General features: G+C 36.6%; 12 protein-coding genes and 1 pseudogene. All 13 read left to right on the forward strand.

From position 1 onward, the window contains the following. Positions 1–62 precede the first annotated feature (62 nt). Positions 63–1,199 carry a DNA polymerase III subunit beta gene (gene dnaN / locus TZ92_RS01745; protein WP_033629113.1) on the forward strand — a complete coding sequence of 379 codons (1,137 nt, stop codon included), beginning with the start codon at positions 63–65 and terminating at the stop codon, positions 1,197–1,199. A gap of 64 nt (positions 1,200–1,263) precedes the next feature. Further along, positions 1,264–1,458, forward strand: a complete 195-nt coding sequence (locus tag TZ92_RS01750; protein WP_045594449.1) for a DUF951 domain-containing protein — start codon at positions 1,264–1,266, stop codon at positions 1,456–1,458. An 84-nt stretch (positions 1,459–1,542) separates the two neighbouring features. Next, entirely contained in the window at positions 1,543–2,658 is a 1,116-nt protein-coding gene (gene ychF, locus TZ92_RS01755) for a redox-regulated ATPase YchF (protein ID WP_033629117.1), read from the forward strand. Positions 2,659–2,731: 73 nt separating this feature from the next. Continuing rightward, positions 2,732–3,301: an aminoacyl-tRNA hydrolase gene (gene pth, locus TZ92_RS01760; protein ID WP_033629118.1), complete on the forward strand. Its 570-nt coding sequence runs from the start codon at positions 2,732–2,734 to the stop codon at positions 3,299–3,301. Beyond that, positions 3,302–6,805: a transcription-repair coupling factor gene (mfd, locus tag TZ92_RS01765; protein ID WP_045594452.1), complete on the forward strand. Its 3,504-nt coding sequence runs from the start codon at positions 3,302–3,304 to the stop codon at positions 6,803–6,805. 57 nt (positions 6,806–6,862) lie between these two features. After that, complete coding sequence (locus TZ92_RS01770; protein WP_045594454.1) at positions 6,863–7,129, forward strand: RNA-binding S4 domain-containing protein; 267 nt, start codon at positions 6,863–6,865, stop codon at positions 7,127–7,129. Next, the gene (locus tag TZ92_RS01775; RefSeq protein WP_000041922.1) at positions 7,122–7,490 is read left to right on the forward strand and encodes a septum formation initiator family protein; all 369 of its coding nucleotides are present in this window, start codon (positions 7,122–7,124) and stop codon (positions 7,488–7,490) included. Before TZ92_RS01770 ends, TZ92_RS01775 begins: the two co-directional genes overlap by 8 nt. Before the next feature lie 4 nt (positions 7,491–7,494). Beyond that, positions 7,495–7,617: an SP_0009 family protein gene (locus TZ92_RS10300; protein ID WP_000429344.1), complete on the forward strand. Its 123-nt coding sequence runs from the start codon at positions 7,495–7,497 to the stop codon at positions 7,615–7,617. Then, entirely contained in the window at positions 7,610–8,878 is a 1,269-nt protein-coding gene (locus TZ92_RS01785; RefSeq protein WP_045594456.1) for a serine hydrolase, read from the forward strand. The genes TZ92_RS10300 and TZ92_RS01785 overlap by 8 nt, the downstream gene beginning before the upstream one ends. Beyond that, positions 8,875–10,152, forward strand: a complete 1,278-nt coding sequence (gene tilS, locus TZ92_RS01790; RefSeq protein ID WP_033629124.1) for a tRNA lysidine(34) synthetase TilS — start codon at positions 8,875–8,877, stop codon at positions 10,150–10,152. The genes TZ92_RS01785 and tilS overlap by 4 nt, the downstream gene beginning before the upstream one ends. 4 nt (positions 10,153–10,156) lie before the next feature. Next, positions 10,157–10,699, forward strand: coding sequence for a hypoxanthine phosphoribosyltransferase (hpt, locus tag TZ92_RS01795; protein WP_033629126.1), 543 nt, complete (start codon positions 10,157–10,159; stop codon positions 10,697–10,699). A gap of 15 nt (positions 10,700–10,714) precedes the next feature. Further along, complete coding sequence (ftsH, locus tag TZ92_RS01800) at positions 10,715–12,673, forward strand: ATP-dependent zinc metalloprotease FtsH (protein ID WP_033629127.1); 1,959 nt, start codon at positions 10,715–10,717, stop codon at positions 12,671–12,673. A 39-nt stretch (positions 12,674–12,712) separates the two neighbouring features. Next, positions 12,713–12,973 (forward strand): annotated as a pseudogene (locus tag TZ92_RS09505) (23S rRNA (uracil(1939)-C(5))-methyltransferase RlmD); the annotation flags it as partial. Positions 12,974–13,058 lie beyond the last annotated feature (85 nt).

A 13,058-nucleotide genomic window follows, 5' to 3' on the forward strand; every position in this document is an offset into this window, starting at 1 on the left:
AATTCACACACTCTATTATTACTATTAACTTTCTAATACTAAAAATAAATAAAGGAGAATCCATGATTCATTTTTCAATCAATAAAAATTTATTTCTACAAGCTTTAAATACTACAAAACGAGCAATAAGCTCTAAAAATGCTATTCCAATTTTATCAACAATCAAAATTGACGTTACCAATGAAGGAATTACTTTAATTGGCTCAAACGGTCAAATTTCTATTGAAAATTTCATTTCTCAAAAGAATGAAGATGCTGGTCTCTTGATCACTTCTTTGGGTTCGATTCTTCTTGAAGCTTCTTTCTTTATCAATGTTGTATCCAGTCTTCCAGATGTAACGCTAGATTTCAAAGAGATTGAACAAAAACAAATTGTCTTAACCAGTGGCAAATCAGAAATTACTCTAAAAGGAAAAGATAGCGAACAATACCCACGAATCCAAGAAATTTCAGCAAGCACACCTTTGGTTCTTGAAACCAAACTACTCAAGAAAATTATCAATGAAACAGCTTTTGCTGCAAGTACGCAAGAAAGTCGTCCAATCTTAACAGGTGTCCACTTCGTATTGAGCCAACACAAGGAACTAAAAACAGTTGCGACAGACTCACACCGCCTTAGCCAGAAGAAATTGACTCTTGAAAAAAATGGAGATGATTTCGATGTGGTGATTCCTAGCCGCTCTCTACGCGAATTTTCAGCGGTATTTACAGATGATATTGAAACTGTAGAGATTTTCTTTGCAAATAATCAAATCCTCTTTAGAAGCGAAAATATTAGCTTCTATACTCGTCTCCTAGAAGGTAATTATCCTGATACAGATCGCTTGATTCCAACAGACTTTAACACTACAATTACTTTTGATGTGGTTAATTTGCGTCAATCTATGGAGCGTGCACGTCTCTTATCAAGTGCGACTCAAAATGGTACTGTGAAGCTTGAAATTAAAGGTGGAGTTGTTAGCGCCCATGTTCACTCTCCAGAGGTTGGTAAAGTAAACGAAGAAATCGATACGGAGCAGGTGATCGGGGATGATTTGACTATTAGTTTTAACCCAACTTACTTGATTGATTCCCTCAAGGCTTTAAATAGCGAAAAGGTTACTATTAGCTTTATCTCATCAGTTCGTCCATTTACTCTTGTGCCAGCAGATACTGACGAAGACTTCATGCAGCTTATTACACCAGTTCGAACAAATTAAGTGAAAGAGGTTGAGCCTGGCTCGCCTCTTTTATGATATAATCAAAAAAGAAAAGGAGAGTAATATGTATCAAGTTGGAAATTTTGTTGAGATGAAAAAACCACATGCTTGTACAATTAAATCAACAGGTAAAAAGGCCAATTGTTGGGAAATCACACGTGTAGGGGCAGATATCAAAATCAAATGTAGCAATTGTGATCATGTTGTTATGATGAGTCGCTATGATTTTGAACGAAAAATGAATAAGATTATTGACTAAGAACCCTTAGTTAGAGGGTTAGCAAGTTTTCCCTTTTTGTGTTATAATGTTAGGGATTGAAATGAGAACGGAGAATGAGAAACTATGGCTTTAACAGCAGGTATCGTTGGTTTGCCAAACGTTGGTAAATCAACCCTTTTTAATGCAATTACAAAAGCAGGAGCAGAGGCGGCAAACTACCCATTTGCGACTATTGATCCAAACGTTGGGATGGTGGAAGTTCCAGATGAACGTCTACAAAAACTAACGGAAATGATTACCCCTAAAAAGACAGTCCCAACAACCTTTGAATTTACAGATATTGCAGGGATTGTAAAAGGAGCATCAAAAGGAGAAGGTCTAGGTAATAAATTCTTGGCCAATATTCGTGAAGTAGATGCGATTGTTCACGTAGTTCGTGCTTTTGATGATGAAAATGTGATGCGCGAGCAAGGACGTGAAGACGCCTTTGTGGACCCACTTGCAGATATTGATACCATTAACTTGGAGTTGATTCTTGCTGACTTAGAATCAGTTAATAAACGCTATGCGCGTGTAGAAAAGATAGCACGTACGCAAAAAGATAAAGAATCAGTAGCAGAGTTTAACGTTCTTCAAAAGATTAAACCAGTCCTTGAAGATGGAAAATCAGCTCGTACCATTGAATTCACAGATGAAGAACAAAAAGTAGTCAAAGGTCTCTTCCTTTTGACCACTAAACCAGTTCTTTATGTTGCTAATGTGGATGAGGATGTAGTTTCAGATCCAGATTCTATCGAATATGTGAAGCAAATTCGTGAATTCGCAGCGACAGAAAATGCTGAGGTAGTCGTTATTTCCGCGCGTGCTGAGGAAGAAATTTCTGAGTTAGACGATGAAGATAAGCAAGAGTTTCTTGAAGCACTTGGTTTGACTGAATCAGGCGTTGACAAGTTGACTCGTGCAGCCTATCACTTGCTTGGGCTTGGAACTTACTTCACAGCTGGTGAAAAAGAAGTCCGTGCTTGGACCTTTAAGCGAGGGATGAAAGCTCCTCAAGCAGCTGGTATTATCCACTCAGACTTTGAAAAAGGGTTTATTCGTGCAGTAACCATGTCATATGAGGATCTAGTAAAATATGGATCTGAAAAGGCTGTAAAAGAAGCTGGGCGCTTGCGTGAAGAAGGAAAAGAATATATCGTTCAAGATGGCGATATCATGGAATTCCGCTTTAACGTTTAATAATATTTAATAAATAGTGTCAATTAGGTTGGAAAAAAATTCCAACCCTTTTGGCTTTTGAAAGGAAAAATAAATGACCAAATTACTTGTTGGATTAGGAAATCCAGGGGATAAATATTTTGAAACCAAGCACAACGTTGGATTTATGTTGATTGACCAACTAGCTAAAAAACAAAATGTCACTTTTACACATGATAAGATATTTCAAGCTGACCTAGCATCTTTTTTTCTTAATGGTGAAAAAATTTATTTTGTCAAACCAACGACGTTTATGAATGAAAGCGGAAAAGCTGTTCATGCTTTATTGACTTACTATGGTTTGGATATTGAAGATTTACTCGTTATTTACGACGACCTTGACATGGAAGTTGGAAAAATTCGTTTAAGAGCAAAGGGCTCAGCAGGTGGTCATAATGGTATCAAGTCTATTATTCAACATATTGGAACCCAAGCATTTAACCGTGTTAAAATAGGTATTGGAAGACCTAAAAAAGGCATGTCAGTTGTTCATCATGTTTTAAGTAAGTTTGATCAGGATGACTATGTGGGTATTTTACAGTCTATTGACAAGGTTGACGATGCTGTAAACTACTATTTACAAGAGAAAAACTTTGAGAAAACAATGCAGAGGTATAACGGCTAAATGGTGACTTTATTAGATTTATTCTCAGAAAATGATCAGATAAAAAAATGGCATCAAAATCTGATAGATAAGAAAAGACAACTAATACTTGGTTTATCAACTTCTACCAAGGCTCTTGCAATTGCAAGCAGTCTAGAAAAAGAAAATAAGATTGTGTTACTGACTTCAACTTATGGAGAAGCAGAACGAATTATCAGTGATCTTCTTTCTCTCTTAGGAGAGGAACTTGTCTATCCATTTTTGGTTGATGACTCTCCTATGGTAGAGTTTTTGATGTCTTCGCAAGAAAAAATCATTTCGCGGGTTGAGGCCTTGCGTTTTTTGAGTGATCCGTCTAAGAAAGGGATTTTAGTTTGTAATATCGCAGCGAGTCGGTTAATTTCACCCTCTCCGACTAGATTTAAAGAAAGTACTATAAAAATTGCAGTTGGCGAAGAATATGACCAACACGAGCTACTTCACCAGTTAAAGGAAATTGGATATCGAAAAGTTACTCAAGTACAGACACAAGGTGAGTTTAGTATTCGAGGAGACATTTTAGATATTTTTGAGATGTCTCAGTTAGAACCTTTCCGAATCGAGTTTTTTGGCGATGAAGTAGATGGTATTCGTACTTTTGAAGTCGAAACACAATTATCGAAAGAAAATCAGACAAACCTCACTATCTTTCCAGCTAGCGACATACTTTTGAGAGAAAAAGATTATCAACGAGGACAGTCAGCTTTAGAAAAGCAAATTTCAAAGACTCTATCACCAATTTTAAAATCATATTTGGAAGAGATTTTGTCAAGTTTTCATCAAAAACAAGTACATTCAGATAGTCGAAAGTTTTTGTCCTTATGTTACGATAAAACATGGACTGTATTTGATTATATTGAAAAAGATACACCAGTATTCTTTGATGACTATCAAAAATTGATGAATCAGTATGAATCCTTTGAAAGAGAATTAGCACAATACTTTACAGAAGATTTACAGAATGGTAAATCATTTTCTGGGATGCAGTATTTTGCAGATACAGAGCAAACCTATAAAAAACAAAGTCCAGTTACCTTTTTCTCCAATCTGCAAAAGGGCTTAGGAAATCTTAAGTTTGATCACATTTATCAATTTAATCAATACCCCATGCAAGAGTTTTTCAATCAATTTTCATTTTTAAAAGAAGAAATTGAGCGATACAAAAAAATGGACTACACTATTATTTTGCAGTCTAGCAATTCAATGGGAAGTAAGACGTTGGAGGATGTTTTAGAGGAATATCAGATCAAATTGAATTCCAGAGATAAGTCAAGTATCTGTAAGGAATCTGTAAACTTGATTGAGGGTAATCTAAGACATGGTTTTCATTTTGTAGATGAAAAAATTCTCTTGATTACTGAACATGAGATTTTTCAAAAGAAATTAAAACGTCGTTTTCGAAGACAACATGCTTCAAACGCAGAGCGATTAAAAGATTATAATGAACTTGAAAAAGGGGACTATGTTGTTCACCATATCCATGGAATTGGTCAATATCTAGGAATCGAAACAATTGAAATCCAAGGCATTCACCGTGATTATGTCAGTGTACAGTATCAAAATGGTGACCAAATCTCTATCCCAGTAGAGCAGATTCAGTTACTGTCTAAATATGTTTCAAGTGATGGGAAACCTCCAAAACTCAATAAATTAAATGACGGTCATTTCAAAAAGGCCAAGCAAAAAGTTAAGAACCAGGTAGAGGATATAGCTGACGATTTAATCAAACTGTATTCTGAGCGTAGTCAGTTGAAGGGTTTTGCTTTCTCAGCTGATGATGAAGATCAACATGCTTTTGATGATGCCTTCCCTTATGTTGAAACGGATGATCAACTTCGTAGTATTGAGGAAATCAAGAGAGATATGCAGGATTCTCATCCCATGGATCGACTTTTAGTTGGGGATGTTGGTTTTGGGAAGACTGAAGTAGCAATGCGTGCTGCTTTTAAGGCAGTCAATGATCACAAACAGGTTGTCGTTCTAGTTCCAACGACGGTTTTAGCGCAACAGCACTATACGAATTTTAAGGAACGATTCCAAAATTTTGCTGTTAATATTGATGTGTTGAGTCGCTTTAGAAGTAAAAAAGAGCAGGCAGAAACACTTGAAAAACTAAAGAATGGTCAAGTCGATATTTTGATTGGAACGCATCGTGTTTTGTCAAAAGATGTTGTGTTTTCAGATTTGGGATTGATGATTATTGATGAGGAACAACGATTCGGTGTTAAGCATAAGGAAACTTTGAAAGAACTGAAAAAACAAGTAGATGTTCTAACCTTGACAGCAACGCCAATCCCTCGTACTCTCCACATGTCTATGCTGGGAATCCGAGATTTGTCTGTTATTGAAACTCCTCCAACCAATCGCTATCCTGTTCAAACCTATGTACTAGAGAAGAATGATAGTGTCATTCGTGATGCTGTCTTGCGTGAAATGGAGCGTGGAGGTCAAGTTTACTATCTTTACAACAAAGTTGACACGATTGACCAGAAGGTTTCGGAATTACAGGAGTTGATTCCAGAGGCTTCGATTGGGTATGTTCATGGACAAATGAGTGAAATTCAGTTGGAAAATACTCTACTTGATTTCATTGAAGGTCAGTATGATATTTTGGTGACGACTACTATTATTGAGACAGGGGTAGATATTCCAAATGCCAATACCTTATTTATTGAAAATGCAGACCATATGGGTTTGTCAACCTTGTATCAACTAAGAGGAAGAGTTGGTCGGAGCAATCGCATTGCTTATGCCTATCTTATGTATCGTCCAGAAAAATCAATCAGTGAAGTCTCTGAAAAGAGATTAGAAGCGATTAAGGGATTTACAGAATTAGGCTCAGGATTTAAGATTGCGATGCGAGATCTTTCGATTCGTGGGGCAGGAAATCTCCTAGGAAAATCCCAATCAGGTTTCATTGATTCTGTTGGTTTTGAATTGTATTCGCAGTTACTAGAGGAAGCTATCGCTAAACGGAACGGTAATGGGAATAAAAGAATCAAAGGAAATGCTGAGTTGATTTTACAAATCGACGCCTATCTTCCTGACACTTATATTTCTGACCAACGACATAAGATTGAAATTTACAAGAAAATTCGTCAAATTGACAATCGTGTCAACTATGAAGAACTACAAGAAGAATTGATGGATCGCTTTGGAGAATACCCAGACGTAGTAGCCTACCTTTTAGAGATTGGTTTGGTTAAGTCATATTTGGACAAGGTCTTTGTAGAACGTGTGGAAAGAAAAGATAACAAGATTACAGTTCAATTTGAAAAAGTCACTCAACGACTATTCTTGGCTCAAGATTATTTTAAAGCTTTATCCGCAACGAACTTAAAAGCAGCCATAGCTGAGAATAAGGGATTAATGGAAGTTGTATTTGATGTCCGAAACAAGAAGGATTATGAAATTTTAGAAGGTTTGCTGATTTTTGGAGAAAGTTTATTAGAGATAAAAGAATCAAAGGAAGCAAATCCCATTTAACATTTTTCTTCTATAAAAAGGATAAAAATGGTACAATAATAATTTGAGGTAATAAAAATGAGATTAGACAAGTATTTAAAAGTATCACGAATTATTAAGCGCCGCACAGTCGCAAAAGAAGTAGCAGATAAAGGTAGAATCAAGGTGAACGGAATCTTGGCCAAAAGTTCAACGGATTTGAAAGTTGATGACCAAGTTGAAATTCGCTTTGGAAATAAGTTGTTGCTTGTTAAAGTAATAGAGATGAAAGATAGTACAAAAAAAGAAGATGCAGCAGGCATGTATGAAATTCTCAGTGAAACACGGGTAGAAGAAAATGTCTAAAAATATTGTACAGATGAATAATTCTTTTATTCAAAATGAACATCAACGTCGTCGTTACCTGATGAAGGAGAGACAAAAACGAAATCGTTTTATGGGTTGGGTCCTTATTTTGATGATCTTGTTGTTTATTTTACCAACTTATAACTTGGCTCAAAGCTATGATCAGTTACTGCAACGCCGCCAGCAATTGACAGAGTTGAAAGAGCAGTACCAAACTCTTAGTGACGAAAAGGACAAGGAATCTGCTTTTGCTGCAAAGCTGAAAGATGAAGACTATGTAGCAAAATATGCGCGCGCCAAGTACTATTACTCAAAGAAACGAGAAGCAATTTACACAATTCCTGATTTGCTTCCGAGGTAATATCATGGAAAATTTATTGGAAGTTGTTGAGCAATTTCTAAGTTTATCAGATGAAAAATTAGAGGAATTGGCAACTAAAAACCATTTATTACGATTGCAAGAAGAAAGGGAAGAGAAGAATGCGTAAGTTCTTAGTAGTTTTATTGCTACCTGCTTTTATCATAACCTCAAGAGTAGTTAGCACAGAAAAACAGCTTTCTTACTCTTCACAAGAAATTTATTATCTAACCGAGTCTGATTATGGATTCTACTATAAAGAAACTCTTGAATCTCCAATGGTTTATGGAGAAACAGCTGTCTACGCTAATGAGGATCTTGTTAAGGAGTCTGGTAAATTGACTCCTGGAACCACCTTTAAAATCGTAGAATGGCGTTTGAATAGACAAGGTGTTCCTGTTTTTAAATTAGATAATCACCAGTTTATTCTTGCAGATAAGCGGTTGGTCTATGATCAAAGTCAAGTTCAAACTCAAAATAGACAAGTATGGTTGGAGCCAGGGTTTGTTATCTATAACAGCCCCTATGATGCTAAAGAAATTTCTTCATCTCTCTCTCCCTATCAACTTGTAAAGGTGGATAGAGCTCTCTTTGCTGGGGGACAAGAATTTCTTCATATTAATCAAGTTGGGTGGGTATCAAAAGAGTTCACCTCAGAAGAAGACAATCGCATCCAGAAGGTTCAAGAAGTTTTATCAAACAACTATCAGAATGAAAATTATTCCATTTATGTTAAACAACTGAGTACAGGTAAAGAGGCTGGGGTGAATGAAGACAGCAAACTTTATGCAGCTAGCATCTTGAAACTAGCCTATCTTTATTATGCTCAAGATAAGATAAATCAAGGAGAGTATACGCTAGACAGTAGCTTCAAGTATGTCCCGGAAGTAAATAGTTTCCCTGGGTCCTATAAACCAGAAGGTAGTGGTAGCTTACCTAAAAAAGAAGATAACAAAGAATACAGTCTTCAACAGTTAATTACCAAGGTAACAAAAGAGTCTGATAATGTTGCTCATAATATTTTAGGTTATTACGTGACCAATCAATCTGACGGGGCTTTTAAAGAAAAAATGTCCACTATTATGGGTGAAGATTGGGATGTGAATGATAAACTGACTTCTTCAAAAATGGCTGGAAAGGTCATGGAAGCTATCTATAATCAGAATGGTTTTGTCTTAGAGTCTCTAGGTAAGACTGATTTTGACAACCAAAGAATTGCTAAAGGTGTTTCGGTTAAGCTAGCTCATAAAATTGGAGATGCCGATGAGTTTAAACATGACACTGCCATTGTTTATACGGATTCTCCTTTCGTTCTTTCTATTTTTACCAAAAATTCTGATTATGATACTATTGCTAAGATAGCTAAGGATGTCTATGAGGTTCTAAAATGAAGGACCAGGATTTTTTAAATCATTTTCTCCGAAAAGAGTATTTCAAAAAACATTCGAAAGTCGTGTTAGCTTTGTCTGGCGGACTGGATTCAATGTTTCTATTCCATCTATTGTCTACTTATCAAAATGAGTTGGGAATTGAGTTGATTTTAGCACATGTCAATCATAAGCAGAGAAGTGAGTCTGATTGGGAGGAAAATGAACTAAGGAAGTTAGCTGATGTAGCTGAACTTCCTATTTATATCACAAGCTTTTCAGGAGACTTTTCAGAAGCGCGTGCTCGAGAGTTTCGTTATGATTTTTTTAGGAAAATCATGAAAGAGGTTGGAGCAACTGCCTTGGTCACTGCCCACCATGCAGATGATCAAGTTGAAACGATTTTGATGCGCTTGATTCGAGGAAGTCGGTTACGCCATTTAACAGGGATAAAAGAAAGTCAAGTAGTTGATGATATTGAAATCATCCGTCCCTTGTTGCAATTTCATAAAAAGGATTTTTCACCAATTTTTCATTTCGAAGATCAAACAAATCAGGAAAGCACCTATTTTCGCAATCGAATTCGAAATAGGTATTTACCAGAACTTGAAAAAGAAAATCCTCGTCTTAAATCCGCCCTTTTAGATTTTGGAATGGAAATTTCAGATTACCAAGCAACAATAACGGAGCTTTCGAAACAAATTGATGTGGAAGATTTGAATGAGCTATTTTCATACTCTCAACAAACTCAAGGAATCTTGCTCCAGAACTATCTTAATCAATTTCCAGACTTAAATCTGACAAAGGCTCAGTTTGCTGAAGTTCGACAGATTTTAGCAACGAAAAGTCAGTATCGTCATTCTCTTAAAAATGGCTACGAATTGATAAAAGAGTATCAACGGTTTCAAATTTGTAAAATCAGTCCTCAGGCCGATGAAAAGGAAGATGAACTTGTGTTACACTATCAAAATCAAGTTCGATATATGGGCTATTTATTTTCCTTTGGCATTCCTATTGAAGGGGATTTTGTTCAAAAAGTAACGGTTTCACGGGAAACATCTGTACATATTAGATGTCGAAAACCTGGCGACGTTATTATCCTAAATGGTCATCGAAAGAAACTGAGACGCTTATTTATAGATTTGAAAATCCCTATTGAAAAACGAAAAACAATCCCTATTATTGAGCAATTTGGAGAAATTGTCTCAATTTCAGGAATTGCGACCAGTGATTTGAGTAAAAACACGAAAAATGATATAATGAACACTGTACTTTATATAGAAAAAATAGATAGGTAAAAAGATGTTAGAACACGATATTAAAAAAATCCTCGTTTCACATGATGAAATTACAGAAGCAGCTAAAAAGCTAGGTGCGCAACTAACAAAAGAATATGAGGGGAACAATCCAATTCTTATTGGAATTCTGAAAGGATCGATTCCTTTTATGGCTGAATTGGTCAAACATATTGATACGCATATCGAGATGGACTTCATGATGGTATCTAGTTACCATGGTGGAACAGCAAGTAGTGGTGTCATCAATATCAAGCAAGACGTGACTCAAGATATCAAAGGAAGACATGTTTTATTTGTAGAGGATATCATTGATACAGGTCAAACTTTGAAGAGTTTGAGAGATATGTTTATTGCAAGAGAAGCAGCTTCTGTTAAAATCGCGACTTTGTTGGACAAACCAGATGGACGCGTTGTTGAAATTGAAGCGGATTACACTTGCTTTACTATTCCAAATGAGTTTGTAGTAGGTTATGGTTTGGACTATAAAGAAAATTATCGTAACCTTCCTTATGTCGGAGTATTGAAAGAAGAAGTTTATTCAAATTAGAAAGATTTATCTTTAATGAAAAAACAAAATAATGGTTTAGTTAGAAATCCATTTCTATACTTGTTAATTATCTTCTTCCTAGTGACAGGATTCCAGTATTTTTACTCTGGAAATACTGCTGGACGAAGCGAAAAAATTAACTATACAGAACTGGTAAAAGAAATTACAGCAGACAATGTAAAAGAATTAACCTATCAGCCAAATGGCAGCGTCATTGAAGTGTCTGGTGTTTATAAAAATTCTAAGACTAGTAAAGAAGAAACGGGAATTCAATTTTTTCCTCCTACAGCTACAACAGTAGAAAGATTTTCAAGTACTATTCTTCCGTCTGATTCAACAGTTTCAGAATTGCAAAAACTTGCTTCTGAACATCAGGCAGAAGTAACAGTCAAACATGAGAGTTCAAGCGGTATGTGGATCAATATCCTTGTCTCTGTTGTGCCATTTGCTATTCTTTTCTTCTTCCTATTCTCTATGATGGGAAATATGGGAGGAAATAGTGGCCGAAATCCAATGAGTTTTGGACGTAGCAAGGCCAAAGCTGCAAATAAAGAAGATATCAAGGTACGATTCTCAGATGTTGCTGGTGCCGAGGAAGAAAAACAAGAATTAGTAGAAGTTGTTGAATTCCTAAAAGATCCAAAACGATTTACCAAACTTGGTGCACGTATTCCTGCAGGAGTTCTTTTGGAGGGACCTCCGGGAACAGGTAAGACCTTACTTGCTAAGGCAGTTGCTGGGGAAGCAGGTGTTCCATTCTTTAGTATTTCAGGTTCTGATTTTGTAGAAATGTTTGTCGGAGTTGGTGCAAGCCGTGTTCGTTCTCTTTTTGAGGATGCAAAAAAAGCAGCGCCAGCCATCATCTTTATCGATGAAATTGATGCCGTTGGTCGCCAACGTGGTGTCGGTCTTGGTGGAGGTAATGATGAACGTGAACAAACCTTGAACCAACTCTTGATTGAGATGGATGGTTTTGAGGGAAATGAAGGAATCATTGTTATCGCTGCGACGAACCGTTCAGATGTTCTAGATCCAGCTCTTCTCCGTCCAGGACGTTTTGATAGAAAAGTCTTAGTTGGTCGCCCTGATGTTAAAGGTCGTGAAGCAATCTTGAAAGTTCACGCTAAAAATAAACCTCTAGCAGACGATGTTGATTTGAAACTAGTTGCCCAACAAACACCAGGTTTTGTGGGAGCCGACTTAGAAAATGTTCTAAACGAAGCAGCCTTAGTTGCTGCTCGTCGCAACAAATCAATCATTGATGCTTCAGATATTGATGAGGCAGAGGACAGAGTGATTGCTGGACCATCTAAGAAAGATAAAACAGTATCACAAAGAGAACGTGAATTAGTTGCTTATCACGAGGCTGGACATACCATTGTTGGTTTAGTACTGTCAAATGCCCGTGTTGTTCATAAAGTTACCATTGTACCACGTGGACGTGCAGGTGGTTACATGATTGCACTTCCTAAAGAGGATCAAATGCTTCTATCTAAAGAAGACATGAAAGAGCAATTGGCAGGTTTGATGGGTGGTCGTGTAGCTGAAGAGATTATCTTTAATGTCCAAACGACAGGAGCTTCAAATGACTTTGAACAAGCCACACAGATGGCGCGTGCAATGGTCACTGAATACGGTATGAGTGAAAAACTTGGCCCAGTTCAATACGAAGGTAATCATGCTATGTTTGGTGCACAAAGTCATCAGAAATCAATTTCAGAACAAACAGCCTATGAGATTGATGAGGAAGTTCGTTCATTATTAAATGAGGCACGAAACAAAGCTGCTGAAATTATCCAATCAAATCGTGAAACCCACAAACTGATTGCAGAAGCATTGTTGAAATACGAAACATTGGATAGTACTCAAATTAAATCTCTTTACGAAACAGGTAAAATGCCTGAGACCGTAGAAGAGGAATCCCATGCACTATCTTATGATGAAGTAAAATCAAAAATGAGTGAAGAAAAATAAATTTAGAGAGGTTCAACCTCTCTTTTTATGTTCTAATGTGATGGCTACCGAGCGGATGCCTTGATAGTCGACCCTCCTCGTACAGGCTTAGATGATAAGCTGTTGGAAACCATTCTGACCTATGTTCCAGAAAAAATGGTCTATGTATCCTGCAATGTTTCGACGTTGGCGCGAGATTTGGTTAAACTAGTAAAAGTCTATGATATCCAGTATATCCAGTCGGTTGATATGTTTCCCCACACTGCACGAACAGAAGCAGTAGTTAAGTTAGTAAAGAAAAGAAAAAATCAATTACACTGAAAAAAGTCCTTGACAAAGGTAAAAAAGTAGGTATAATAGAAAGAGTTGAAAAGCTCAAGGTCCGTTGGTCAAGGGGTTAAGACAC

The sequence above is a fragment of the Streptococcus oralis subsp. oralis genome, from assembly GCF_000960035.1.
In the GTDB taxonomy this organism is placed as follows: domain Bacteria; phylum Bacillota; class Bacilli; order Lactobacillales; family Streptococcaceae; genus Streptococcus; species Streptococcus oralis_G.